Source organism: Nostoc sp. TCL240-02 (assembly GCF_013343235.1).
In the GTDB taxonomy this organism is placed as follows: Bacteria; Cyanobacteriota; Cyanobacteriia; order Cyanobacteriales; family Nostocaceae; genus Nostoc.
Genome location: NZ_CP040094.1, coordinates 607,823 through 634,592, shown reverse-complemented (window position 1 = coordinate 634,592; position 26,770 = coordinate 607,823). Strand labels below are relative to the sequence as shown.

The 26,770-nt window shown below is 42.5% G+C and carries 25 protein-coding genes; 11 read left to right on the top strand and 14 right to left on the bottom strand.

What is annotated here, in order from left to right:
• Window positions 1-413: 413 nt before the first annotated feature.
• A complete protein-coding gene (locus tag FBB35_RS02830; RefSeq protein WP_174708389.1) occupies window positions 414-734 on the bottom strand; it encodes a HetP family heterocyst commitment protein in 321 nt (106 codons plus the stop codon).
• An 82-nt stretch (window positions 735-816) separates the two neighbouring features.
• On the opposite strand from FBB35_RS02830, the gene FBB35_RS35340 reads away from it, so the two are divergent.
• Window positions 817-939, top strand: coding sequence for a hypothetical protein (locus FBB35_RS35340; protein WP_302480945.1), 123 nt, complete (start codon window positions 817-819; stop codon window positions 937-939).
• A gap of 366 nt (window positions 940-1,305) precedes the next feature.
• A complete protein-coding gene (locus FBB35_RS02825) occupies window positions 1,306-3,723 on the top strand; it encodes a sucrose synthase (RefSeq protein ID WP_174708388.1) in 2,418 nt (805 codons plus the stop codon).
• A 36-nt stretch (window positions 3,724-3,759) separates the two neighbouring features.
• Here the strand turns inward: FBB35_RS02825 and FBB35_RS02820 are convergent, their stop codons facing one another.
• Window positions 3,760-4,062, bottom strand: coding sequence for a hypothetical protein (locus tag FBB35_RS02820; RefSeq protein ID WP_174708387.1), 303 nt, complete (start codon window positions 4,060-4,062; stop codon window positions 3,760-3,762).
• Between the two features lie 32 nt (window positions 4,063-4,094).
• Here FBB35_RS02820 and pgmB point away from each other — a divergent pair, with 32 nt between their 5' ends.
• Complete coding sequence (gene pgmB / locus FBB35_RS02815; RefSeq protein ID WP_174708386.1) at window positions 4,095-7,160, top strand: beta-phosphoglucomutase; 3,066 nt, start codon at window positions 4,095-4,097, stop codon at window positions 7,158-7,160.
• A gap of 181 nt (window positions 7,161-7,341) precedes the next feature.
• On the opposite strand, the gene FBB35_RS02810 is transcribed toward pgmB, so the two are convergent.
• Window positions 7,342-8,973, bottom strand: coding sequence for an IS1634 family transposase (locus FBB35_RS02810; RefSeq protein ID WP_174708385.1), 1,632 nt, complete (start codon window positions 8,971-8,973; stop codon window positions 7,342-7,344).
• 319 nt (window positions 8,974-9,292) lie between these two features.
• Between FBB35_RS02810 and FBB35_RS02805 the strand changes: the two genes are divergently transcribed.
• From FBB35_RS02805 to FBB35_RS02785, 5 genes are all read left to right on the top strand, one after another.
• Window positions 9,293-10,642 (top strand): ATP-binding protein, encoded by a 1,350-nt coding sequence (locus FBB35_RS02805; RefSeq protein ID WP_174708384.1) that lies wholly within the window; start codon window positions 9,293-9,295, stop codon window positions 10,640-10,642.
• A 471-nt stretch (window positions 10,643-11,113) separates the two neighbouring features.
• Window positions 11,114-11,551: an Rrf2 family transcriptional regulator gene (locus FBB35_RS02800; protein WP_012411254.1), complete on the top strand. Its 438-nt coding sequence runs from the start codon at window positions 11,114-11,116 to the stop codon at window positions 11,549-11,551.
• 594 nt (window positions 11,552-12,145) lie between these two features.
• On the top strand, window positions 12,146-12,538 hold the full coding sequence (locus FBB35_RS02795; RefSeq protein WP_174708383.1) for a pentapeptide repeat-containing protein: 393 nt from the start codon (window positions 12,146-12,148) through the stop codon (window positions 12,536-12,538).
• A 127-nt stretch (window positions 12,539-12,665) separates the two neighbouring features.
• The gene (locus FBB35_RS02790; protein WP_174708382.1) at window positions 12,666-13,154 is read left to right on the top strand and encodes a DUF2243 domain-containing protein; all 489 of its coding nucleotides are present in this window, start codon (window positions 12,666-12,668) and stop codon (window positions 13,152-13,154) included.
• Window positions 13,155-13,371: 217 nt separating this feature from the next.
• The gene (locus FBB35_RS02785) at window positions 13,372-13,980 is read left to right on the top strand and encodes a DUF4129 domain-containing protein (RefSeq protein WP_174708381.1); all 609 of its coding nucleotides are present in this window, start codon (window positions 13,372-13,374) and stop codon (window positions 13,978-13,980) included.
• Between the two features lie 68 nt (window positions 13,981-14,048).
• On the opposite strand, the gene FBB35_RS02780 is transcribed toward FBB35_RS02785, so the two are convergent.
• Together FBB35_RS02780 and FBB35_RS02775 are read right to left on the bottom strand one after the other, a co-directional pair.
• Window positions 14,049-15,332: an aspartate aminotransferase family protein gene (locus tag FBB35_RS02780; RefSeq protein WP_174708380.1), complete on the bottom strand. Its 1,284-nt coding sequence runs from the start codon at window positions 15,330-15,332 to the stop codon at window positions 14,049-14,051.
• Between the two features lie 254 nt (window positions 15,333-15,586).
• On the bottom strand, window positions 15,587-16,210 hold the full coding sequence (locus FBB35_RS02775; RefSeq protein ID WP_174708379.1) for a Uma2 family endonuclease: 624 nt from the start codon (window positions 16,208-16,210) through the stop codon (window positions 15,587-15,589).
• Window positions 16,211-16,347: 137 nt separating this feature from the next.
• On the opposite strand from FBB35_RS02775, the gene FBB35_RS02770 reads away from it, so the two are divergent.
• Window positions 16,348-17,364 (top strand): TrkA family potassium uptake protein, encoded by a 1,017-nt coding sequence (locus tag FBB35_RS02770; RefSeq protein ID WP_174708378.1) that lies wholly within the window; start codon window positions 16,348-16,350, stop codon window positions 17,362-17,364.
• Between the two features lie 70 nt (window positions 17,365-17,434).
• Window positions 17,435-18,460: a leucine-rich repeat domain-containing protein gene (locus FBB35_RS02765; RefSeq protein WP_174708377.1), complete on the top strand. Its 1,026-nt coding sequence runs from the start codon at window positions 17,435-17,437 to the stop codon at window positions 18,458-18,460.
• A gap of 263 nt (window positions 18,461-18,723) precedes the next feature.
• Here FBB35_RS02765 and FBB35_RS02760 read toward each other — a convergent pair whose 3' ends face one another.
• The 5 genes from FBB35_RS02760 to FBB35_RS02740 all read right to left on the bottom strand — a co-directional run bounded on the left by FBB35_RS02760 (window position 18,724) and on the right by FBB35_RS02740 (window position 22,218).
• Window positions 18,724-19,281: a methylmalonic aciduria and homocystinuria type D protein gene (locus FBB35_RS02760; RefSeq protein ID WP_174708376.1), complete on the bottom strand. Its 558-nt coding sequence runs from the start codon at window positions 19,279-19,281 to the stop codon at window positions 18,724-18,726.
• Between the two features lie 298 nt (window positions 19,282-19,579).
• Window positions 19,580-19,786 (bottom strand): glycogen debranching protein, encoded by a 207-nt coding sequence (locus FBB35_RS02755; RefSeq protein WP_174708375.1) that lies wholly within the window; start codon window positions 19,784-19,786, stop codon window positions 19,580-19,582.
• A 146-nt stretch (window positions 19,787-19,932) separates the two neighbouring features.
• Window positions 19,933-20,586: a MotA/TolQ/ExbB proton channel family protein gene (locus FBB35_RS02750; protein ID WP_174708374.1), complete on the bottom strand. Its 654-nt coding sequence runs from the start codon at window positions 20,584-20,586 to the stop codon at window positions 19,933-19,935.
• Between the two features lie 240 nt (window positions 20,587-20,826).
• The gene (gene rsmH / locus FBB35_RS02745) at window positions 20,827-21,720 is read right to left on the bottom strand and encodes a 16S rRNA (cytosine(1402)-N(4))-methyltransferase RsmH (RefSeq protein WP_174708373.1); all 894 of its coding nucleotides are present in this window, start codon (window positions 21,718-21,720) and stop codon (window positions 20,827-20,829) included.
• Between the two features lie 138 nt (window positions 21,721-21,858).
• Window positions 21,859-22,218, bottom strand: coding sequence for a hypothetical protein (locus FBB35_RS02740; protein ID WP_174708372.1), 360 nt, complete (start codon window positions 22,216-22,218; stop codon window positions 21,859-21,861).
• Between the two features lie 141 nt (window positions 22,219-22,359).
• On the opposite strand from FBB35_RS02740, the gene FBB35_RS02735 reads away from it, so the two are divergent.
• Entirely contained in the window at window positions 22,360-22,605 is a 246-nt protein-coding gene (locus tag FBB35_RS02735; protein WP_174708371.1) for a hypothetical protein, read from the top strand.
• A 122-nt stretch (window positions 22,606-22,727) separates the two neighbouring features.
• Here FBB35_RS02735 and FBB35_RS02730 read toward each other — a convergent pair whose 3' ends face one another.
• The 4 genes from FBB35_RS02730 to glmS all read right to left on the bottom strand — a co-directional run bounded on the left by FBB35_RS02730 (window position 22,728) and on the right by glmS (window position 26,490).
• A complete protein-coding gene (locus FBB35_RS02730; protein ID WP_174708370.1) occupies window positions 22,728-23,042 on the bottom strand; it encodes a GIY-YIG nuclease family protein in 315 nt (104 codons plus the stop codon).
• A gap of 311 nt (window positions 23,043-23,353) precedes the next feature.
• Window positions 23,354-23,746, bottom strand: coding sequence for a WD40 repeat domain-containing protein (locus tag FBB35_RS02725; RefSeq protein WP_254625967.1), 393 nt, complete (start codon window positions 23,744-23,746; stop codon window positions 23,354-23,356).
• 199 nt (window positions 23,747-23,945) lie between these two features.
• Window positions 23,946-24,521, bottom strand: coding sequence for a Uma2 family endonuclease (locus tag FBB35_RS02720; RefSeq protein WP_174708369.1), 576 nt, complete (start codon window positions 24,519-24,521; stop codon window positions 23,946-23,948).
• Between the two features lie 88 nt (window positions 24,522-24,609).
• A complete protein-coding gene (gene glmS / locus FBB35_RS02715; RefSeq protein WP_174708368.1) occupies window positions 24,610-26,490 on the bottom strand; it encodes a glutamine--fructose-6-phosphate transaminase (isomerizing) in 1,881 nt (626 codons plus the stop codon).
• Between the last annotated feature and the right edge of the window lie 280 nt (window positions 26,491-26,770).

Here is a 26,770-nt window from a genome sequence, read left to right as displayed (position 1 = left end):
CTCGATGGATTAGCTACGGTGTATACACAAGTCGAATTACCCCCCTTATAAAGCAGAACCGTTTCATTCCCTAAAAGGCTTTAAAAATCAAGAGTTAAGGAGATGAAAAATAAGCAAAGTATTCAATTGGCATTCAATCTTAGGCATCAATATGGTCAAAATTTATGACTTTTGCCCGAATATTTATGTCCAACGATATTGACAAAATACATACCTTGTCGAATGAATCAGCCCTCCCTTTATAAGGGGAGGGTTAGGGTGGGTAATTTGAGAACTTGTAGTGATACCGTAGCTCTTAAAAGGAAAGAGGCTTTGAATTTTACTCCCCAACACTAGTAGGGAAGGGGCGGGGGGTTAGGTCTGTATTGCACTCAACTGATAACCGCTATAATTCCTGAATTCGGAATTATTCTTCAATAATTTAAATTTTTCAGCATATTTAAAACCTGAGAAGAAGCTTGACCACTAGAGCTAGTCACAGAAGATTTGATATTTGTTTGGCTCTGATTTGTTGTAGATCTAGACGAATTTGAAACCTGGCTATTGTCTTTAATTAAACGGCTGTAAGTTCGTTGGGGAATGAAGTGGAGTGGATTGTAACCAACGAAACGCAAAATTAGTACACAAGCCCAGGAATATCGACCATCACTAATGGCTTCCATAACCTGCTCTAATTGTTCTGGACTAATGGCTTTGTGAAAATTTTTCTCAGAAGAAGAAATGTGGTAGTTCATAGCTAACCTGATGTAACTTATCTAAATCGAGGTGTATCAGTTTATGCCACTATAATCTGTTGCTTGAATTGGGCTGAGTAGTATGTCTGCAATACAACGACGACGGATGATAATTTTAGCAGTGACTGTTTTACCAGCCTTTAATTTGCTTACATTTGGTTTGATTATGCTAAAACTTGCTGGATTTAACTTATTTATGAAGTAATTTTCTACTAGCGATCGCTCAAATTTGGCTGTATTGCTTGACCGAGAATAGTGTTTTATGCCTGATTGAGAACTAACTACTATACATAGAATAATCTGTCTTTGCTGTTACTCCAGCCAAATTGACAGTTTTTTTAATTGGGGATTAGGTATGGAATCAAACAAAAAGTTCTTCTCTGCTCACAAATGACAAATGACTAACTCCCTCATCCCATAGATTTGAAGCCCTCGCAAGGTTTCATCCCGTAGCTAGACGCGCGTGGTCTTCATAGTTACCTACTATTAACTTGGGAAATGTACCTCACGAACCGAAGACTGGAGAAAAAAATGAGGTCGTGGACTAGCTAAAGTTTTGGAATTCGTCATCATGTATGAACTAGTTCAAGCTGTCTTCAACGGTGATGAAAAAACTGCTCTACATCAGTTAATTTATACGTTGAGTGCTTTAGGTAAGCGTTACTTACTAAGAAATGAGATTTTGCAAGCTTTTGCCGATTACTGTCATCAATCCCAAAAGCCAGCCTATTTTTACCATTCTTCTTCTATTGGCAAACTGATACAGTACACTCACGAAATAATTATCGAAGAGGAAAGTATTTGGTTCGTGATTCGACCCACGATTGCTAACCAGGAAGTTTGGCGATTGACAGCCAATTTGGATAGCTTCGAGCAGATGACGCAACAAGCGCTGTTAGATGTAAGAGATCGCCTAGTCAACCGCTACCAACCCGGTATCCTCGAAATTGACCTCCACCCCTTTTACGAGGATTCTCCAAGAATTGACGACCCTAGAAATATTGGTCAAGGTTTAGCCTACCTTAACCGTTACCTGTGCAATCAATTGTTGACTGACCCCGAATATTGGGTAGAAATGTTGTTTAAAGCATTACAGGGGCTACAACACGATGGGATTCGGCTGCTGTTGAGCGATCGCATTCCCTCCGGTATTCATTTAGCCAAACAAATTAAGCTAGCGCTCAAATTACTGAATGAGCGATCGCCTCATGAACCTTATGAAAAATTCCGCTTTGACCTCGAAGAACTCGGCTTTGAGGCAGGTTGGGGTAACACTGCGGCGCGAGTCTCCGAAACCCTAGAACTCCTCGACCGACTCATTTACTCTCCAGAACCGGGCATATTAGAAGCATTTGTGGCCCGTGTCCCCGCTGTTTTTCGTGTCGTCCTCATTTCTATCCACGGTTGGGTTGGACAGGAAGATGTTTTAGGAAGAGATGAAACACTTAGTCAAGTTATTTACGTCCTCGAACAAGCTCGCAGCTTAGAAAACGAACTGCGCGAACAAATCAAACTCGCCGGACTAGACCAGCTAGGTATCAAACCCCATGTAATTATTCTCACCCGACTAATCCCTAACTGTGAAGGGACATTTTGCTACCTGCCCCTAGAAAAAGTCCAAGATACTGAAAATGCTTGGATATTGCGCGTTCCTTTTGGTGAATTCAATCCGGAAATTACTAACAATTGGATTTCTAAATTTGAGATTTGGCCTTATTTAGAACAATTTGCTATCGATGCAGAAAAAGAATTACTAACTCAATTCCAAGGTAAACCTAATCTTCTTGTTGGCAATTACAGCGACGGTAACTTAGTGGCTTCACTTTTATCTCGCCGGATGAAAGTTACCCAGTGCAATATTGCCCATTCTTTAGAAAAGCCTAAATATCTATTTAGTAATTTATATTGGCAAGATTTAGAAGATAAATACCACTTTTCAGCACAATTCACTGCTGATTTAATTAGCATGAATGCAGCCGACTTCATCATCACATCCTCCTATCAAGAAATTGTCGGCACACCAGACACCATAGGTCAATACGAATCGTATAAATGCTTTACTATGCCGCAGTTGTATCACGTAGTTGATGGGATTGATTTGTTTAGTCCCAAATTCAACTTAGTACCACCGGGAGTAAATGAAAGTATTTTCTTTCCCTATAGCCACAAAGACAACCGAGATTCTAACCTTTGTACAGAAATTCACGACCTACTCTTTACCCGCAAAGATTCCCAAATATTGGGTCATTTAGATAGCCCTAATAAGCGACCAATCTTTTCCGTTAGTTCCATCAGTTCAATCAAAAATCTTGCGGGATTAGCTGAGTGCTTTGGTCAAAGTCAGAGGTTGCAAGAGCATTGTAATTTGATCCTCTTGAGTAGTAAACTGCATCCTGATGAAGCTACAAACCCAGAAGAAGCAGAAGAAATCCAAAAACTCCACAATATTATTGATGAATATCATCTCGATAGTAAGATTCGCTGGCTGGGGATGCGTATTCCTAGCAGTAACCTTGGCGAAGCCTACCGAGTAGTTGCAGATTGTCAGGGAATTTCTGTCCACTTTGCCCGCTTTGAATCCTTTGGACGGAGCATTTTGGAAGCGATGATTTCTGGCTTGCCAACTTTTGCTACTCAATTTGGCGGTTCTTTAGAAATTATTGAAAACCAAGAGGAGGAATTTAATGTTAATCCTACAGATTTAGGAGAAACAGCAAAGAAAATTTTAGATTTTATTGAACAATGCAATACTCATCCTGAACATTGGTACGAAGTCTCAGAATGGATGAGTCAGCGAGTTCATAACCGATACAATTGGCATTTACATAGTAATCAATTACTACTACTGGCAAAAATGTTTACTTTTTGGAATTTTGTTGCGCCAGAAAATAACGAAGCCAGAGATCGCTATATGGAAACATTATTCCATCTAGTTTATAAACCTAGAGCCGAAAAGATTTTAGAAAAGCACATAGGGGCTAATTTGTAATTCGTAATTGGGGCTGGATGGTGGATTTAAAGTGTATCAAAAGGAGTTAGAACTTGAAGCATTAGGCTCAAATAAGTGATTTATCCACCTTTGATCTGGATTCATCCACCTCTGAACTCCGTCCATCCACCTTTGATCTGGATTCATCCATCTCTGAACTCCGTCCATCCACCTTTGATCTGGATTCATCCATCTCTGAACTCCGTCCATCCACCTTTGATCTGGATTCATCCATCTCTGAACTCCGTTAATCCACCTTTGATCTGGATTCATCCACCTCTGAACTCCGTTAATCCATCTTTGATCTGGATTTATCCACCTCTGAATCAAATTTCCCAATTCCCCATTCCCAATTCCCTACTCCCCACCTTATGCAAATAAAAGACCGTTCTCGCCATTTTATCTACACAGACTGGATATTAATCGAAACCCAGTTTGATCCTGACCAATTACAATCTAAAGAAACCGTCTTTACAATCGGCAATAGATACTTGGGAACAAGAGGTAGTTTTGAGGAAGGGTATCCTCATGCATTGCCGGCTACTTTTATCAACGGTGTCTACGACGATGTGCCGGTGGTGTACACGGAACTGGTAAATTGCCCTGACTGGCTACCCTTGATAGTAATTGTGAATGGCGATCGCTTCCGTCTCGATCAAGGTGAGATATTGAGCTACGATCGCCAACTTGACCTCCGTCAGGGACTACTGATCCGGGCTTTGCGTTGGCGTTCTCCTAGTGGAAACACTATAGACATCAGCTTTGAACGCTTTGCTAGTCTTGCAGATCCGCACGTTTTGGCGTTATGCTGCCATTTAACGCCAATAGATTTTGATGGATTAATCGAAGTTCAAGCTAGTATCAACGGCTATCCAGAAAATCAGGGTTTCAATCACTGGGAAGGACTAGATCAAGGCAAAACTGACCAAGGAATCTGGTTGCAACGCCGCACCCGCCACTCCCGAATTGAACTCGGTATGGGAGCTAAGGTGACAATATTAGGCGCTGAAGCATCTTTGCAAGTCAACACTGCACCTGGTTATCCAACCTTAAGCACTACCTTCTTAGCTAAGGCGCAACAGGTGGTAACGGTAGAAAAATTAGTGACAGTTTTTACCTCGCGGGAGATTGATACCCCAGTCTCAGCCGCTCAAGAAAAACTTGCACACCTCCCAGACTACGCAACACTAAAAAAAGCCAATGAGCAGGTATGGGATGAGGTTTGGCAGCAAAGTGACATCCTGATTGAGGGGGATAGCACAGCTGCTTTTGCTGTTCGCTACAATGTGTTTCAGCTGCTGATTGCTGGCGCACGCGATGATGATAGGGTGAGCATTCCAGCTAAAACCCTTTCGGGATTCGGCTATCGCGGTCATATATTTTGGGATACAGAAATTTTTATGCTGCCCCTCTTTATATTTACCCAACCAGCGATCGCCAAAAACTTACTCACTTACCGTTGGCACACCTTACCAGGAGCTAGACGCAAAGCGGCCCATTACGGCTATAAAGGGGCAATGTTTGCCTGGGAAAGTGCTGATAGTGGAGATGAAGTAACACCACGTTGGGCACTCGGAAATGATTTTTATGGTGAAGACGTGCGGATTTGGTGCCGCGATCGCGAAATTCATATCAATGCAGATATCCCCTACGCCGCTTGGAATTACTGGCAAACCACTGGTGATGATGAGTGGATGCAAAAGTGCGGCGCAGAGATCATTTTAGATACCGCTATCTTCTGGGCTAGTCGGGTAGAATTCAATCCTGAGCGTCAACAGTATGAAATTCGTGGCGTGATTGGAGTGGATGAATACCATGAACTCGTTCACAATAATGCTTTTACAAACCGGATGACGCAATGGCATTTAGAGAAAGCGATCGCAGTCTATGATTGGCTGGTTCAAAAATTCCCCGAACGAGCCAGAGAATTAGAAGAAAAACTACAACTCACCGTCCAAGATCGATCGCACTGGCAAGATATTATCAACAAAATATTGTTTCTCTATGACCCATCAACAGAACTCATTGAGCAGTGCGAGGGTTTTTTCCAATTAGAAGATATAAATTTAGCAGACTACGAACCACGCGATCGCTCTATGCAACCGATCTTGGGTGTTGAGAAAATCAACAAATATCAAGTAATCAAACAGCCAGATATATTGATGCTTCTTTATTTGATGCGAGAATCAGCAGATTTTCCCTACAGCGAAAAAGCATTGCAGGCAAACTGGGATTACTACGCACCCCGTACCGATGTTACTTATGGTTCCTCCCTTGGCCCAGCAGTTCACGCCATCTTAGCTTCCGATTTAGGCAAATCAGCCGAAGCTTACGAAGTGTTTCTGCACGCATTAATGGTGGATCTTGAAGATAACCGAGGTAACACCAGCGATGGAATTCATGGTGCTAGTGCTGGTGGCATTTGGCAAGCTGTAATTTTTGGATTCGGTGGTATCCAAATCACTGAAAATGGCCCAGTAGCTAACCCCCATCTGCCTGATGGCTGGACACGTCTGAAGTTTAAACTGCACTGGGGCGATAAATGGCACGACTTCGATCTCCGCAAAGCACAAGTCGCCCAAGATATAACTCGTCAACTAGAATATCTCCAACTTTCCCTATCCCCAAATCCCCCCTCAAATGAGGCAGGGGGCATACTTCGACTGCGCTCAGTACAAGGGGGGCAGGAGGCAGGGGGCAGGAGTGATTCTTCTTTATCTGTCTCATCTTCCCCAATCCCGAATCCCCAATCCCCCAACATCCAAGGATTCATTTTCGATTTAGATGGTGTGCTGACAGATACAGCAGAACTTCATTATCTAGCTTGGAAGAAGTTAGCAGACGAAGAGGGTATACCGTTTAATCGACAAGCTAACGAAGCGCTGCGGGGTGTATCTCGTCGTGCTTCCCTCATGCTGATTCTTGGGGATAGACCATATTCGGAAGCGCAAATCCAAGAGATGATGGAGCGGAAGAATCGCTACTATGTGGAATTGATTCAAAATATGACATCCAAGGATTTGTTACCAGGTGCGATCGCCTTCTTGGATGAACTGCGACAAGCTGGAATTAAAATCGGCATTGGTTCAGCCAGCAAAAATGCCCGCACAGTAATCGAGCGATTGGGCATTGCGGACAAAGTAGATGCGATCGCAGACGGTTATAGTGTACAGCAACCCAAACCAGCACCCGATCTATTTTTGTACTCAGCCAAGCAGCTAGGACTTGAGCCAGCGCAATCTGTAGTTGTAGAAGATGCCGCAGCAGGCATTGAGGCGGCTCTAGCTGCTGGGATGTGGGCAGTAGGACTTGGCCCCGTTGAACGAGTTGGAGCCGCTCATGTTGTCTTACCCAGCCTAGAAGGTATCAAATGGGCAGATTTAAGAGCCAAATTGAGTGAGATTGCCAGACAAAAACATTCAGGGACTTCTGAATAAAATTTATTAAACTAATGGCATCAAAATTAAACTCAAGCGATGAAACTGATAACTAAAAGAATGTAGAGATGTAGCAATGCTGCATCTCTACAAGCTTTATGGATCTCAATACTTTTCGGATAAACCCAATAATCTCTCTTTTGGTCTGGGGAAAGGTTAAAGCCCACATTCCGCAGGTATATCAGGTGAGAAGATAATATTTTCGGCAAGGCGCACCAAGAAATTGGAGAATCCATCGTCGTTCGTCAGTAAGATTGGTAATGTGTTGAAAGCCAGCGATCGTTACCAGATGAATCGACATGAAACATTGAAACACCCACCGCATCGTAGGAGAGGCAGTTGGTTTACCCAATTGATTGTTGATGGTTTGTTTTGCTTGAGCTAGAGCTTGGCGTAACGCCCGTTGTCCCAAAGTGTAAACTAACAAGCATAGACCCATGACCATTGCTAAAGCAGCAACACGTTCTTTCGAGTTGAGAAAAACACTGCTGGTAAAAAATAAAGGGTCTTTGAGAAAACGAAAACCACGCTCAGTAGATTGCTGGGCTTTGTACTGCTTGAGTAAGTCATCATTGCTCAATTGTTGAGCATCAAGAACATTGGTAGCCAAAATAAAACGTCCGGCTCGTTGTTTTTCAGTGGCAATTGCTAGCTCGTTAGGTACAACAGTCGCACGAATTTGATAGTAACACTGTTGTGGTTGAGCATCTTTACGTGGTCTGCCTGATTTGGCATGGCGTTTGTGTTCGATAATTTCTAGTTCAGCAAGTTCATGAAAGCGTTGCTGAGCCTCAAAACGCCCTGAAGCCTGTATCGCGTCTGCGGCACAAGCAAATTCTTGTTGTGACAACTGTCGCAGTTGAGATTGTGCTTGTTGGAGGTGCTTAGTCAGACGTTTTTCCAGTTGCTTTAAATCTGCTGCGGCACGAGCTTCACTTTCCACCACTAGCCAACGCTGTTTGACTCCACCATAATCGCAGCAACACTCTGCTATTCGGTAGCCTGTGACTATGCTATCCACAAAAGCTTCCTGACTCATTTTCTCCAAGAGTAATTGGGCAGTAGTCAGTGTGGCTGGAACTCGTGATAGCCATCGCAAAGAATCCATTTGTTTAAGATTGCCTTCGGTGTAGAGTGCTGCATCCGCTACAAACAAAGCATCTATTTCCCATTGGTGACGAAATTCTTTCAAGATTTGAGCAAACACGGCTGAGTCGGCTTCATTCCCATCTGCCACTCTTAGATTTAGATATAGAGGAATATCCCCGTCTCCACTGCACATCAGGTCTACAATAAACTGTTTCAGGTCTGGTCGATGATCTCTTGAGTATCCTTTTGTGATTGTTATCTCTCTTGGCTTGCCTGAACCTTCTGTTGAGTTGTTGGTATATTCTCCATGCACATGAAACGAACTTGAATCCAAGTGTAAACTGTCCTTTTCCACCCCAAACTTCTTGGCTGCTGCCAGTGCTACTGTCACAAATACTTGTGTTAATCCCGCTTCATACAGTTTGTCCAAGACTCTGCCCAAGCGGTCATCATTCAAGTGTTCTGGACTTATACCTTCCCCTAGTAAATGCTCTGTGGCTTTGCCTACAAAGAACTTCTCAAATAGGTATAGTGGCGCACTTACTAAACCCAAGCCATTGAGAATCATTGCTTTGACTGCTTGACCTGAACTGACTATTTCTTGGTGATGTGTTCCCAGTATTTGGTTGATTTGCTCTACCAAACACATTTGATCAATAATCCCTGCCACTATCCCACAGTGGTCAATATCTTGTACTCTTATTTCTGATACTGATGGTGTCATTCATCAAAAATACCATTGATCTCCTCTCTTACCTGCGGAATGTAGGTTAAAGGGCAATGGGGAAAGGGAAATTCAAACCCTTTCCCCTTTCCCCCTTAACCGAAAAGTATTGTTATGGATCTGACTTTTCACGGTATCTGGAAAACCTCTCCTAAAAGGAAAAAGACTTTGAATTTCCTCCTAGAGGGTTAGGGGGTTGAGTTTTTCGATTTCATTTTTGGATATGTCTAATAACTGTTGAACAGCAAAAGCTAAGATCGTCCAAGTAGAGAATCTAAAGTAAAACCCAACTCTAAAGATCCAAATTAGGAGTAAGAGCGTGAACTTGGACGATTTAGCCTTACAGATACAGCTTATGCGTAAGCGCGTCGCCCTTTTGCAACGCCAAAGTGAACAGCAAAAAGCACAGGAAGATATTGAAGTCATCACAGATGTATTCAAGGAACTCTACCTAGCTTTGGAAGAAATGCAAATAGTTAATGAAGACTTACAGCAACAGAATGAAGAATTATTTAACGCTCAACAGTCCTTAATAGCACAAGGTCAACGCTACCAAGAACTGTTTGAGGAAGTACCAGATGCCTATTTGGTAACTGATTCAAGAGGAGTAATTCAGGAAGCTAACTCTGCCGTTCAGAATATATTGAATATCTCAAAGAATTTGCTGTTGGGCAAACCTTTAGGGATTTTTGTGCTTGAGAAAGAACTGATTGCTTTTCATTTGAAACTGACTCATCTGAGCGATCGCGCCGAAACTCCAGACTGGAAAACGCAAGAGTGGGAAGTAAATCTGCGGCCACGTAACAAAACACCCATTATTGCTGCGATGAAGGTGGCTGCTATCCGTAATCAGCAAGGTAACTTAGTTGGTTTGCGTTGGCTATTGCGCGATATTAGCGAAAGCAAGCGCACTCAAGCCAAGCTGCAATGGGCAGAAGAGGCGATGGGACAAGCACTAGCCAAAGAAAGAGAGTTTAGTGAACTTAAATCCCGGTTGCTCACCATCGCCTCTCACGAGTTTCGCAACCCTTTGGCTACCATCCACTCTTCGGCGGAACTACTAGAACATTATCGCCATCTATGGGGTGATGAGCGCCAACAGATTCACCTACATCGCATTCAAACATCTGTTATGCATATAACCCAGTTGCTGAATGATTTATTGGTGCTGAATCAGGATGAAACAAGCAAGTTAGAGTTTAATCCAACACCCCTAAATTTGGTGGAATTTTGCCGCGATCTATTAGAAGAATTAGAACAGAGCGATCGCTCCCAACATGTGATCGTTTTTAGCAGTGAGTGCCAATTTACCTCAGCTAACCTAGACGTTAAACTAGTGCGACAAATCTTGAGTAATTTATTCTCGAATTGTCTAAAATACTCTCCCATTGGTAGTACAGTTAAGTTTTCTATAACAACTGCCAACGAGCGAGCTATATTCCAGACTCAAGACTCTGGTATTGGCATTCCTCCTGCTGACATTGAACACATATTTGAACCCTTCCATCGCGCCAGTAATACAGGTAACATCCCAGGAATGGGATTAGGGATGTCCATCGTCAAGCAGGCTGTAGATTTACATGGCGGCGAGATTATTGTCGAAAGTGCGATCGATGCAGGAACTACCTTTACAGTCATCCTGCCATTTTCGAGAGACTTGCATATATAGTCGCTTGCCCTAATGCTTCTTTTTATTTCTTATTGATTTACTATTGAATGTTCTTAAGCTGTCGCGCCTACAAGTTGCACCATTTTTCAATAAAAGCTGGAAACCCTCTCCCTGCCCCCTGCCCCCCTTGTATTGAGCGCAGTCGAAGTATGCCCCCTGCCCCCTGCCCTGCGGTCTCAATGTGCAAATTAAAAGCTTAACAGCTTACCTTCCAATGGATGCGTATACCCCCAATTTCAGGCTAACAAGCTCTGACAACATTGGGTTTCAATCGAGGAAGACCGGAGAATAATCAATCACTTTTATTTATGGAATTCAAAACAAAAAGTAATTGCTTCTATACTAAAAGGTCTTTAAAGTAAAGTTAGCCGGTCAACAATTAGTTGATTGTAAAGTTTTTCTTAACAATAGCTTAGGGAAACAAACTCAAGGACTTTGTATATTTAAGTGTGAGTTTAAAATATTACGCCTGTGGTAATCTCTAACAAATCAGAATACGCACTTCTAGCCCTGTTAGAGTTAGCAACCTGCTACCCTAAGGGTGAAGCGCTGCAAATTCGAGAAATAGCGGTCTTACAAGATATACCAAATCGCTATTTGGAACAACTTCTAGCAACATTAAGACGCGGAGGTTTAATTAAGAGTATACGCGGAGCCAAAGGTGGCTACGTTTTGGCACGAGACCCTGGAAAGATTACAGTGTTAGATGCTTTTAGCTGTATGGAAGGGTCAGATATTGTTGTATCTGATTCTGAGCCGACTCCCAACACGGTAGAAGGTGAGCTAATTCAAGAAGTCTGGCAGGAAGCACGTCAGGCTGCTAACTCCGTTTTGGAAAAATATACACTCCAAGACCTTTGTGAACGAAGATCGCTAAGAAAGCAGAAGGAACTCATGTATTACATTTAGAAAGGGTGAAGTGGGAAAATTTTCATCCTTTATCTTGAATTGATAGTCATTTTTACTTTGACCATATTTAGCACATCTGGATGTTACATGTAGATTTGCAGTAATTTCAAGTCAGTAAGCAGAAAATTCTTAGTATGATATCAAGTCTGGGTAATTAGTTACATTCCCACAGTCATTTCACCCTTCCCCTTAGCCTACGGTGTCTACACAAGTAATAAAAATCTAGCTTGATGAGGCTTTGCTCGTTCGCGCACACCGTATGGAAATGTATTCATTGAGGCTCTGGCTAAATGTATCACTAGAGTCAGAGCCTCTAATCTGCTATTTCTATACAGAGCAAAGGGAGTAGAGACAAAGTATTGCTTTAGCAAGGTGGCTTTTTGTGGGTTTAGTAAGTAATAGGACGGTCATAATATAAAATACTTTTTACAAAAAATACAGTCGAAAGAAGAAAATTTTGAGTAACTAGTCAGTTGAACCACACCTCAAGCAAGATAGCTTTAAAAAATTTGCTATCTCAATTGTCTAGTTAGACGTTTTTTGTGATGTAATCCTTATTAACAGTAATAACCAGACAACCTGTGAGGCTGTTATATGCCTGAAGTTAATTCTCAACAGCCCATAAATACTGCCGCTACTCTTGTGGAGAGTTATGCAGCAGGAAAACGGGACTTTAGTAAAGCAGAACTTGGTAATGCCGATTTGCAAGGCATTAACTTGAAAGGATCTGACCTTAGTTATGCTGACTTGAGTGAAGCTAACCTAAGTGGCGCTAATCTCAGGGGAACCGACCTGAGTTTCGCCGACCTCGAACAAGCTAATCTGAGGGATGCCGATCTTAGGGGAGCATTGTTGATGTCAGCAAATCTCCGCCAAGCCGATCTCAAAGGAGCAAAGCTGGAAAAAGCAGACTACGATCGCACCACCCATTTTCCCCAAGATTTCGACCCAGTGAAAGCTGGTATGCAAATAAAAGTTGAAGATTAATTAATTTTTCAAAAGAGAAGAATATTGCCATCTTGCCTCCTTCAACGATCCTACTTGCCTCAAGATAGAAGATATTTTTGCCAAAAGAGTTGTATTTTGGTGAAAAAGCCTATCTATGAGGTTGACAATGGAGGCAAAAAGTGGAACCATCAACCGACGCGCACCACTAATTACTGCTGGGATTTTTCTTGGTGTGGGTCTAGGAGGGTTTATTGATGGAATTTTACTGCATCAGATCCTCCAGTGGCATCACATGCTTAGTAACATTCGACCTCTGACAAACAGAGCGAATATAGATTTGAACATGGTATGGGATGGGTTCTTTCATACCTTAGATTGGGTATTCACCGCGACTGGACTTGTGTTACTATGGCGTGCTGGACGGCGTGATGATGTTCCTTGGTCATCACAGACCTTTATTGGATCAATACTGATTGGTAGTGGGTTGTTCGACTTGGTTGAAGGTTTAATTGACCACCAAATTCTCGGTGTTCATCATGTGAAACCAGGCCCAAATGAGTTAGCTTGGGATCTAGGATTTTTGGCATTCGGTGCGCTACTTGTTGTTATCGGCTGGATAATGATAAAAAAGGAGTCATTAGTCATTAGTCATTAGTCATTGGGCATCCCATCGGCTTCGCTCAGGGCAAGTGGGCATTGGGCATCCCTTCGGCTCCGCTCAGGGCAAGTGGGCATTGAGCATGAAGAAGAGACAAGGGAGAGACTTATTCAATAATTCCCCCTTGTCCCCCTGTCCCCCTGCTCCCCCTGCTCCCTCATCCCCGCACTTCCCCTGCTCCCCTGCCCCCTGCTCTCCACTCCCCCTTCCCCCTATGCCTACAGATACTTTTGAAAAAACTAGCTGGAGTTGGCAGCTTTCCCAATTTCAACAACAAGCGGGAGAATGGTGGGAATACCAGTTTTACCGCTTTGAGAAAACTTTACCCGAATTGCCTAATGGATGGTCAATCAGCCCTTGGCTTGGTGAATTGCTAAAATTTCTGTTTTGGCTGGTAATTGGCTTATTTGTAGTTTGGGTGGGTTGGCAATTATGGCGGGAATTCAGCCCTTATGTATATTCTTGGCTGAATAGAAGTGGCAATCTGACTAATTTTCGTGCAAAAACTCGCTCTAGTGAGTCATCCATAGCGCTTTTGTTGGAGCGATCGCAAGAATTTTATCGTCAAGGTAACTACCGTGAGGCTTGCCGTTGTATTTATTTAGCAATGTTGCAGCAGTTGCATCAAAAAGCGATCGCACCCCACAAACTCAGCCGTACAGATGGAGAATATCTGCAATTGCTGCGATCGGCTGTGACTCCCATACAGCCTTACGAAACTTTAATTACTACTCACGAACAATTATGTTTTGGTAATGCCGAGATTTTGCCAGACAATTATGAACAGTGTCGGCAAGCTTATCGGGAAATTTCTCCAGAATGAAAAGAGACGTTGCATTACAACGTCTCTACACAAACAATATTCTATTTGGTAAGATTTGCGTAGCCGCCCTACGGCTTGTCGTTAGACATCGCATTTTCCACAGCTTGCAAGGCAGTATTTACTTCTGCTTCTGTGACAATTAACGGTGGTACAAATCGAACTACTTTTGGCCCGGCTGGTACAAGCAATACACCTTCGTTGATGGCAGCATTGACGACATCGGCTGCGGTTAGTTGAATATCGGCTCGCAACTCCAAACCGTTGATTAAACCCCAACCCCGAACTTCGCCAATGTACTGAGGATATTTAGCTGCGATCGCTTTTAATCCAGTTCGCAACTGTTCGCCCCTGTCTTGAACATTCTGCAAAATATTTTCCCGTTCCAATGTCTGGCAAACACTGAGTGCTACACCACACACAAAAGGATTGCCGCCAAAGGTGCTGGCGTGTTCCCCTGGTTGAAAAACATCGCAGAATTTCTTACTCATCATTGCACCAATGGGAATACCGCCACCTAAGCCTTTGGCACTGGTGAAGATATCCGGTTCAACGCCAAGATGTTCGTAAGCCCATAATTTGCCACTGCGTCCCATACCAACTTGCACTTCATCAAAAATCAATAAAATGCCAGTTTCATCGCAAATTTTCCGCAGCTTTTTGAAATAGGCAACATCTCCTGGACGCACACCGCCTTCTCCCTGCAATGGCTCAATCAGAATTGCTGCTACTCGATAATCGCCTTCATCTAACTCGCTAATCGCCACTTCCACAGCGTTAATATCGTTGTAATTTACGTAGTGGAATCCAGGAACCAAAGGATCAAAATACTTTTGATACTTCGGTTGTCCTGTAGCGGTAATAGTCGCCAAAGTCCGGCCGTGGAAACTCGCATTGGCGGTTAGAATAATTGGTTTTTCAATTTCTAATACTGTGTGAGCATATTTCCGCGCCAGCTTAATAGCGGCTTCGTTGGCTTCAGCCCCAGAGTTGCAGAAAAATACGCGATCGGCACAAGAATGTTCAACAAGCCATTTTGCCAATTCACCTTGTTCGGGAATATAGTACAAATTAGAGACGTGATGCAGCTTTTGGATTTGGCGTGTTACCGCTTCTACCATAACTGGGTGGGCGTGTCCCAAAGTACAAGTGGCAATTCCCGCTACAAAGTCCAGATATTCTCGTCCCTGTGTATCCCAAACCCGGCATCCAGCACCCCGTTCTAAGGCTAAGGGAAACCGACCGTAGGTAGACATGACAGCTTCATTAAAGCTATCTGCATCAAAGGGACTAGATGCTACAGACCCTGAATCTGGGGGGATGGTGGCTTGGTCAACGAGAGTTTGTAGGCTCACTACCGCTCCTCCTGAAAGTTTTTCATTATATAGTTATTTACTAGTTTGCTAGAAATCCTTAAAAATTACTTTTTATCCAGCACAACTCGTACTTCTTTTTAAGTTAACGTTTATAGCTCACATTTCATACTTCATTTTTTGCTACAGAATGAAGTATGAAGTGTGGCTTTAATTAAAAAAAGCATTAAATAAAATCGACGTATTCAAGTACGGACAAGACTTTCAGGTATTTTGATCGGTTCAAAAAATGCCGTTTAAATATTACCAGCATTAAATATCTGCTCTGCCGTTAAATCCAATTCTGGGAAAGTGGGTGATTGGATGGATTGGCTTCCACGAAATAGGTCGAGTTGGTATTCACCCTCAACTAGTGAATAAATCGATATTGTCGGCTGTTTGGGGTTGCCTATAAATCGTCTGCCTCCCAGTGCTGCATAGTCTACAATCCAATATTCAGGAATGCCGATTTCTTGATAACGACCCAATTTTGTAAAATAATCATCTCTCCAGTTTGTACTTACGACCTCAACTACCAAAGGAATTGACTCTGCTTGAGTAAGAGTGGATTCTTTTTTCCACAAAGGTTCATTTACTAGGTTGGGGCGGTTTAACAACAACACATCTGGTAAATAAGCAGATTCACTTTCAGATGGTTTTACGAATGCTGTTTTGGAACAGCCATAAGACAGCTTCAGTCGGGTATATTCTAAAATAAATCTCTCAATTAAAAATAAAATAATCTCCTGATGGTCGCCTATCGGTGGTGATATCTCAATTACTACTCCATCGTGCAATTCGTAGCGTTTATTTGAGTTATCAGGGTATTTAGTGATAAATTCTTCAAACGTAACTAGTTTTCTTTGTAGGGCTTGAGTCATCAGTTAATCCTCAAAGTCAAACTGAGTTTAAATATACTAAAAAGTTAGCAGAAAACTAGAAAAAGTAGGTTAAAAGTACTATTGTTACTTCATTTTCAACACTTGAGCAAAAATATCAACGTATCCAAAAGGAGTTAATGGCCGGGGCGATCGCTCTTGGCGGTGTTTTCCTTATTGGCACTTCGTGGTACTCATTAGTGGAGGGCTGGGCATGGGAAGATGCGGCTTACATGACAGTCATCACTCTAGCGACTGTGGGATACGGTGAGACTCATCCACTAGGTAGCCGAGGACGATTGTTTACGATTGCCCTGATTTTGTTGGGTGTGGTTAATATCGGTTACATTGTCAACAGATTTACAGAAGCGATCATTCAAGGCTACTTTCAAGAAGGAATTCGGCTACAGCAACAGAGGCGGTTAATGGAATCCCTGTCAGAACACTACATCATTTGTGGATTTAGCCGTACTGGTCGTCAAATTGCTAAGGAATTTCAGGCAGAAGGCGTACCTTTTGTAGTGATTGATGCTGATATGGAATCTGTGCAAAGGGCGCAAGCAGAAGGTTATACAGCATTCCAAGGTGATGCTACCCTAGATGATACGCTTCTGAAAGTTGGTATTGAACGGGCGATGTGTATTGTTGCAGCCCTACCTTCCGATGCCGAAAATTTATATATAGTTTTATCAGCCAAAACACTGAACTCAGGAATTCGGGTGATTGCCCGCGCAAGTACAGAAGAAGCTTTACAGAAGTTACGACGCGGTGGTGCAGATGAAGTGATATCCCCCTATATTACTGGTGGGAAGCGCATGGCTGCTGCGGCACTCAGACCCCAAGTGTTAGATTTTGTAGACGGGATTCTGACAGGTGCAGACCGTCAGTTATATATGGAAGAATTTTTACTCGACCCGGCTTTTTGTCCTTTTGTGGGTCAGAGTTTGCAAAAAGCGAGATTGCGATCGCAATCTGGGGCATTAGTTCTGGCAATTCGCCGCGCTGATGGGACTTTAATTGGTGGCCCCACAGGCGATACGGTGTTAATGCCGGGCGATCGGCTAATCGGTATGGGTACAGCAGAACAGTTGCGTAGCCTAAACCAAATCCTCGGCCCAATTGGTTCTCAGAAATTGCGACGACCGAAAAATAGCTAGTTTTTTATACCAAGCTTTAAATAATCTATGTATAGTGTAATTGCATACATTAAAAGTATAATTTCATGCGATGAAACTTACATTTAGCATCACCACAATATACACTTTTACTTTGGGATTTTACACCACACAGGCTATTGCTGCTCCTCTGACAACTCCCAAAAGCTTTACAGATTGGTGTGAGCAGAAATCAACTTTACCTTCACAGACAAAACATACTGTTGAAGTTCTTTTAGAAAAAGCCCAAACTCAAAACTGCAAGCAGGCTAACCAAAAACTGACTAATTTGACTTCTCTTAACCTCAACTCAAATAAAATCAGTGATATCAAGCCTTTGTCTGCTCTGACAAAATTGACTTCTCTTGACCTCGGCTCAAATAAAATTAGTGATATCAAGCATTTGTCTGCTCTAACTAATTTGACTTCTATAGACCTCAATTTCAATGAAATTAGCGAGATCAAGCCTTTATCTACTCTGACAAAATTGACTTCTCTCTCCCTCCACTCAAATAAAATCAGCGATATCAAGCCTTTGTCTGCTCTGACAAAATTGACTTCTCTTGACCTTGGCATAAATGAAATCAGTAATATCAAACCTTTGTCTGCTCTGACTAATTTGACTTCTATCGACCTCGGGACAAATGAAATCACCGATATCAAACCTTTGTCCACTCTGACTCATTTGACTGCTCTTTCTCTCCGCTCAAATGAAATCCGCGATATCAAGCATTTGTCTGCTTTGACTAATTTAACTTCTCTCTCCCTGCGCGAGAATCAAATCAGCAATATTAAGCCTTTGTCCACTCTGACTAATTTGACTTATCTCTACCTTAACTCAAATGAAATCAGCGATATCAAGCCTTTATCCGCTCTGACAAAATTGACTTTTCTCTCTCTTGAATCAAATAAAATTAGCGATGTCAAGCCTTTATCTGCTCTGACTAATTTGACTGAACTCTCCCTTAACTCAAATGAAATCAGCAATATCAAGCCTTTATCCGCTCTGACAAAATTGACTTTTCTTAATATTAAGAATAACTCGCTTGCACCCAAAAATTGTCCTGTAAAACCAAAGTCTATTTGTCAATTTGATTAGCTATTAGGACTCATATTTGATTTCTGAAAAAAACTCAGTACACTTTTATTTCTTTTTAGCAGTTCCCCGTTCCCTTTTTCTATAAGTAGTTTCACTCATGAGAGGGAAGTAGCAAGCCGCACTATTAGAAGCTTCAACAGTCCTAGTTTTCTGGAAGAAGTTATCTGGAGACACAGGTGTTACTATGCGTCCTTACATACCCATTTCTAACATACATAAAGATATGAGGGACAAATAACCAATTCGCAATTCCCAATTCCCAATTAACGATCAATTTCTTTCCACCCATGCATGGATGCTATACCTTTTGCAACCCATTCGATCAAAATTGGCGGAGCTTCTGATATCAAAATGCTAGGATAAACTGCTGCACCCCATTCAGGATGCACTAGTACACGGCATTGATTTTTAATCACTGGATAATTAAGTAAAGCTTTGACAACTGCTGTGTCGTCGTGGGGAATTGCTCCGGGATGAGACAGTAAAGGGTAGCCTGTACGAGGGTCGATTAAGTCTGTTAAATAGCCGCGATCGCGCAGATTAAATGCTAAATCACAGCCAAATCGCATAAACTTTTCTCGTAAGCGTTCTTTCTCTGTCTCTACTTCTGCCGTCTTTTTGACTAATTGATAACGCGATCGCTGTAAGACAATCACTACTCTTAAAAATGGCTGCCGTTTCCAATCTGGTAATATCCGTTCGCAGTTGGCACAGATATATTGACTGGGAGCATGAATTGAAATTTGAACCGCTTGTCCCGTTTCGCCAACTAAATTAATAGGACAGGCTTGCTCCGAAGTGTAAACCTTGGGATAGTTCACTAAATTGATTTGACTTATACAAGTTTTTAAATTTAATCTACGGTATAGATGATAGCTCTTAAAAGTTCAGAAAAATCATCATTTTCCTTTTTCATGTTACTTTTTTTAGAAGCATTTGCTAATAATTTTAGAATTTTAATCCGAATTTTATCCTTTATTAACCTGTGTTTATGGGATTTGCTGCGATCCCTGTAGGCATTAGCATAAGTGTAGACAAGCGATGCATCTAGCTGGCTACGCCTACGCTCCTGAAATCCGTTCGATTAAAACCCCAAAAAATTAACTCCATCTCACCCAATTAATTGAGTTTTAAAGAATTCACCGGCACTTCATCCCAAGAATTAACTGTCCGCAATTGCGCTATCCAACCTGCTGCCTTTTGCTTCTCGGTCAAATTATTCTGGAAGGAATCATGACACTCTTTAGCTTGAGATTCATTACAAGTAGCAATACAGGCATGAATCATCCCAGACGGATCAATTTGCTCATTTACCCAAATAGTCATGGAATATTCCCTCAAAAAGTGTAGCGAAAAAGCTATTTGTTATTTTAGAACACTATATAGAGTCAAAAATTGCAGAGCAAAATTGGTAACAAGTAGTAAACTAATCCCAATTACCGATTGCTAATTTACAATTATCCAGTTTCGCTTCATCTGGTAGGTGCATGGGATTTATCGCCTCTTTCGTAGCGACGGCGGTAGAGTAATTCTAACTGTCCACCATATTCTTGAATCCAAGCTATCTGGCGCTGATAGAGTCCCCGGAAAGTATTAGCAAATAATAGTGTAAAGATTGCTACTACTAATCCTGATGCTGTGGATACTAAAGCTTCACTAATCCCAGATGTGACACCTGTTGTTTTAGTACCTCCCACATCTCCAAGATTTAGAGAGGCAAAGGAGTTAATTAATCCTAAGACAGTGCCGAGAAGTCCCAACAACGGCGCAAGACCAATAATTGTCTCAAAAATGTTTTGCGATCGCTTAAGTAAGGGAATTTCGGCTTGTGCTTCACTTTCTAATGCCAAACGAAATTCCTCTGGTGTCGGCTCTTCTAATTCTAAAGCTGCTAAAAAAATTCGGGCAATGGGTAAATCAGCATTCTTTTGCAACTTATCTAAAGCACTAACTACATTATCAAGGCGATAAAACTGTAACACCTCTCGCACTACCTTATTTTGGCGATTATTTATTCTTACCCAAAAGATGATCCGCTCGATAATCAGCGCCACACCTAACAAAGAGAATGCCAGCAGAGGCCACATAACTATGCCACCTGCTGTAAACAGATTACTAATTTCCATCTATTATTTTTCAACTCTTCAACAACGCTAGATTAGCAGATTGTTGTTTTAGGGAATTGGGAATTGAGAATTGGGAATTGGGCATCCCTTCGGCTCCGCTCAGGGCAAGTGGGCATTGGGCATGAAGAAGAGACAAGGTAGAGGGGGAAGACAAGGGAGAGACTTATTCAATAATTCCCCCTTGTCCCCCTTGTCCCCCTACCTCCCCTGCTCCCCTGCCTCTTTATCCACTCATCCCCCTTATTCAATATTCAGAACTCTTTCGGCTACCCTGAGTTTGGCCGATCGCGATCGCGGATTCTGACTAATTTCCTCGTCTCGTGCAATAATTGGTTTTTTTGTCAAAACTTTTAATAAAGGTGAATTTCTTAAACCATGCTTCACCGGGCGATCTTCCAAACTATGAAAACTGATAATGGCAATTTTGCCACCAGGGACAAGGGCATTTGGTGCTTTATCTAAAAAGGTTTCTAGAGATTTTAACTCGTCATTGACGACAATTCGCAGAGCTTGAAAAACGCGGGTAGCGGGATGAATTCTCCCATAACGGTATTTGGGGGGAACTGAAGAAGCGATCGCATCAGCCAATTCTGTGGTTGTGTGCAACGGTCGCCGTTCTACAATCCGACGAGCAATGCGCCGCGATAATCTCTCTTCACCGTACTTAAAGAAAATATCAGCTAATTCTGCTTCATCCCAATTATTAATCACATCAGCAGCAGTTAGCGATCGCCCTCGATCCATTCGCATATCTAAATTTGCAGCTTGGCGAAAGCTGAAACCCCGTTCTGCTTGGTCTAAATGGTAAGAACTTACCCCTAAATCGGCGAGAATACCATTGAAAGTATTAGGGGGAAATTCGTAGTCAGCAAAATTGCTGTAAATAAATTGTACGCGATCGCCAAACTCTGCTAATTCTTTCCTCGCTGCTGCTAAAGCATCCTCATCTTGATCAATTGCCGTTAATTTTACATCTGGTGCAGCTGCTAAAATTAAACGGCTGTGACCTCCACCGCCTACCGTCGTATCAAGATAATGACCTCCGGGAGATATCGCTAGACCTGCAATTACTTCTTGCGGTAACACTGGTAGATGAGAAAATATCGGTTCTTCAATAGCTAGCTGGCGATTCATGAGACTTAAGGCAAAAAACCACAGATGAACTTTAATTATGTATTCTTTTGTTTGTGTCTTTGTATGTTCCTAATTAAAAATAGTTTTTAAGCTAAATCAGTAATTTCTGGCGATCGCATAGATCGCCTTTAATCGCGCTTACTTCGGTAAAACTAAGCTTTGACGCACAGCACGCTTGCGATCGCTTTTCCGAGTCCCTCCAGCCATCTGATACTCATGGCTATTATTACCAAACCTATAAGCAATCCCACTTAAGATTTTTTCAGAATAGTCTGCTAAATCTTGTTCATTTTCAATGATTTGGGTTCGTAAGACATCAATAGTAGAGAGAGTGGTGTTGTATGCTTCTAGAGATTTTCTCAGGCTTGCGATTTTTTCAGTATAATCTTTGACTGTTAATCCCTCTCCAACATCAAGAGTTGGACTTATTGATTTAATGCTTGCTAAACGTACTTCAGCTTTGCCAAGAGTACGTGAGTTGCGTTTTAGTCTCGCCATATTTAATACTCATTTTCCAATTTACTGATAACTCTATAGTGGACAATTTTGGAAAAGGTTGTCATACGTAAAATTGTTGATTTTTGAGAAAAAACCTCAGTCAAAGCAGAAGTTACTACAAGCTACGTAAAACACGGAAACGTGAAGACGGAAGTTGCTGCAACGATCGCGGAAGTTGCTCCAGGCTACGCGAAACACGGAAACGTGAAGATGGAAGTTGCTGCAACGATCGCGGAAGTTGCTCCAGGTTACGCGAAACACGGAAACGTGAAGATGGAAGTTGCTGCAATGATCGCGGAAGTTGCTCCAGGCTACGCAAAACACGGAAACGTGAAAACGGAAGTTGCTGCAAGGAAGGCGGAAGCTGCTACAGGGAAGGTAAACTGAGCGAAGTCGAAAAGTACCCTGAGCGACTTGTACTGAGCTTGTCCTGAGCGTAGCCGTTGGCGCAGCCTCTCGTAGAGAAGGGCGTAGTCGAAGTAAGTCGAAGGGTATCCTGAACGAAGTGTTTAAGTGTCGAAGCGAGTTAATCTACTGTAATGAGTTTCATTTTGACATTCAGCTAACTTATGCAACAAATTTGTATCCCCTGAAATCAGAGCTTGCTTCTTTTTTCGATTCCAACCTTGCACTTGCTTCTCACGCTCAAAAGCATCCACTACGCACTGATAATACTCGCAGAAAACTAGCTTCACAGGCAATCGTTTTGCCGTATGGTTTGCGCCCTCACCTTGTTGATGTTGCCACAGCCGCCGCTCAAGATCCTTTGTACTACCCGTGTAGTAACTACCATCAGCACATTCAAGAATGTACATATAAGCCATAACATTGATTTGCGCGATCGCTTTCTAGTTAAAAAAGTGTTCCCTAAGCAAAGTGTTCCCTTCGACTTCGCTCAGGGAACGTTTTGTTTAGGGAACGTTTTGCTTAAAGAAATCAATTACTGGTACTGCGATGCCTGCGGTGGTCATTGAGCTTTGTCGAAGTGCGGGCGTAGCCATCGCACTTTTGGGATTTTGGGGCGATCGCTTTACTGGTATTTGCTGACCTAAAGTTGACTCCTGTTCAAGTTTTACAAGGATGATGAATGAAAATTCAGAAGGCGCGTTCCCTGAGCGGAGTCGAAGGGAACATTCTAATTGCTCTTTGTACCAATGCCATCGCAGAGGTGCTTATCGCTCACATTGGGATTTGATTGTAAATAACCACGTAGCTTATTGCAACTGTAGACGATTAAATCTTCTAGGTTATTTGGGTACATCTTCCAGAGTTTGACGGTATTGTCAGAACTAGCAGAAGCGATGATCTTGCTATCGGGGCTAAATGCTACGCTCCAGACCGTATCGCTATGCCCGTTGAGGGTGGTGATTTGTTTACCTGTAGCCGCATCCCAGAGTTTGACGGTATTGTCAGAACTAGCAGAAGCGATGGTCTTGCCATCGGGGCTAAATGCTACGCTATTGACCGCATCGCTATGCCCATTGAGAGTGGTGATTTGGTTACCAGTAGCCGCATCCCAGAGTTTGATGCTGTTGTCAGCACTAGCAGAAGCGATGGCGATAAGCGAAGTATAAGCCTTCTCCTTTAGAGACGCTAGCGCGAACGGCTATCGTGAGATGATGTAATATTTTCACTTGTTGAATTTCTTGGCTGATTGACTAAAATAACTTTTGCGTAAACACTACTAAGTATTGCGTAGGCGCAGCCCAACCTAAGCATCCTATTTTCTAACCAACATTACCCGCAGCTAAAACTTGTTCAACTGTAAGCGCAATTTCCGGGAAGGTTGCAGACACAATTTGGTGACTCCCGCTAAACTCTTTTTCCTCGTATAATCCCTCTGACAACAATAAAATCGTAATTTTTGACTCTATTGGATCTACAATCCAATATTCAGGAATCTCTAACGCTGCATATTCAGAACGTTTATACCGATAATCGCGTTTCACTGAATCAGGACTGATAACTTCCACTACTAACATCGGCGCAGACTGACAAACAGCAGACTCATCAAGGAATTCCATCACCTGTTCAGCCGTGACAACATAAACATCAGGCAATCTTGACTTACGCCATCCCGTTCTTACCCCCGCCTCTCTAAAGCATAGCCAAGGTAAACTCAAGCGATTAATTTCTGTGTCAAACGTCTGTTCAAGGAATTTAGCCAACAGTAAATGTCTAAAAGTTGGTGGATTCATGAGTTCTAGTTTTCCATCCACCAGTTCATAGCGGCTATCAGTACCATCGTCATAAACGAGATATTCTTCAAAAGAGTATAGACGCTCTGTAGTTGTTTGTGTCATCGCGCTACTTTTAAATAAAGGATTTTTTTGAAGACTACCTCAAAAAATCATGTAGTAGCGTTTAAACGCTACTACCTCTATTAATAAACTATTCCACCGTTACAGATTTGGCCAAATTCCGAGGCTGATCGACATCCAAACCGCGACGGGCGGCAATATGATAAGCCAATAATTGCAGTGGAACTACTGTCAGAATCGGAGAAATTAACTCTTCCACATGAGAGATGGGAAGAAGATCGTTAAAGATTTCCGCGGCTTCGCCATCGTTGACGGGAGTTACGCCAATTAACCGAGAATCTCTGGCTTTGGCTTCTTGAGCATTAGAAATAACTTTTTCGTATACACTACCAGGAGTTGCGATCGCCACTACTGGTACTTTCGCATCTAAAAGCGCGATCGGACCATGTTTCATCTCTCCAGCCGGATACCCTTCGGCGTGAATGTAGCTGATTTCTTTTAATTTCAACGCCCCTTCTAAAGCAATGGGAAAGTTAATTCCTCTTCCCACAAAAATGAAATCTTGGGTTTCGGCAAATTCGTGGGCTAGCTGTTCAGTTAAACGTTCCTGACTTTCCAAAGTTGCTTCAATTTCTTTAGGAATCTGTCGCAACCCATTAATAATTTTATCTAATGTGTCTTTTGAAACAGTCTGACGACGAGCAGCTAAATCCAATGCCAAAGCATAAAACGCCATCAGTTGGGCGGTAAAAGTTTTTGTCGCCGCTACCCCAATTTCAATTCCTGCTAAGGTACTGATGACATGCGGCACTAGATGACCAAGGCTGCTTTCGGGGCGATTAGTAATACCCAGTAGTCGCGCTTGATATTTAGGTTCTTTCCCTTGGCGACGTTCTTTTTCCATCGCCAAAGCTGCTAGGGTATCGGCTGTTTCACCTGATTGGGTAACACCGATAATCAACGTGTTAGCCGTCACGGGTGATGGTGCATAACGATATTCAGAAGCATAATGTACTTGAGTGGAAATTCCTGCTAATTGTTCGATTAAATATTTTCCGATTAATGCTGCGTGCCAACTAGTACCACAGGCAAGGATCTGAATTTGTTCTAAATCGGTGTATAAATCTCCAGGTAAACCAAGATTGATTGGCGATTCGGTAGATTCGGCTGGATTAAAGTAAGCGTCTAAACTAGCTCTTACTACTCCTGGTTGCTCATGAATTTCTTTGAGCATGAAGTGTTTGAATCCCTGCTTTTCTACCATTGCAGGATTGTAGTTAAGCAGTCGGGGTTGTTTTTTCAACCTATCGCCAGCAAAATTGTAAATCTCAACGCCTAAAGGAGTGAGACGGGCAATTTCGCCATTTTCTAAAGGTAGTACCGCACGGGTGTAGGCAACGATCGCAGGGGTGTCAGAGGCACAAAATAACTCTCCTTGCCCAAAACCAATTACTAAGGGTGCTTGTTGGCGAACAACAATCAATTCATCGGGGTAGTGCGCAGAAATAACTGCGATCGCAAATGCCCCTTGCAAGTGGTTAACGGCTTGGCGAATTGCCTCCAAGAAGGGAGAAGAGGAAGATGAGGGGGGAATATTCTTTAAAAATTCGGCTATGAGATGTGGAATTACTTCAGTATCAGTTTCAGAAACAAACTGGTGTCCTTTTGCTTTGAGTTCTTCGCGTAAGTCGCGGTAATTTTCAATAATGCCATTTTGCACCACCGCCACTCGCTTTGCCGTATCTAAATGGGGATGGGCGTTGTATTCTTCTGGCTTACCATGAGTTGCCCAACGAGTATGACCAATACCAATCTGGGCGGGGGCTTCTATTTGTTCTAGCTTAGAACGCAGGTTATGCAGTTTGCCCTTTGCCCGCACACAATTCACCTCACCTTCCCAAACAGTGGCGATTCCAGCAGAATCGTAGCCCCTGTACTCTAGTTTTTCCAGCCCAGCCAATAAAATGTCTGTCGCCGCTTGAGTGCCTATATATCCAACAATTCCGCACATTGTTCACACCACTTTTTTTCAGGATGATTAAATCCAGTATAGTGTTTGGCACAAACTCGACGTTTTGCAAAGAAAAAAGGGAGTAATATTACTCCCTCTACCACTAGGTATTGTTATGGATTTTGGGCTTTTAAAGCAGATTCACAGTCAGCTTTTGACCTGACAGTACAAATACGCTTCTAGGATTTAAGTACCCAGAGATTTTTATCCCCAATCTAAAATTAAAATTTCGTAAAGCAGGTAGTGTCCACTCTACGATGCTAAAGGTGCTTGATATTGA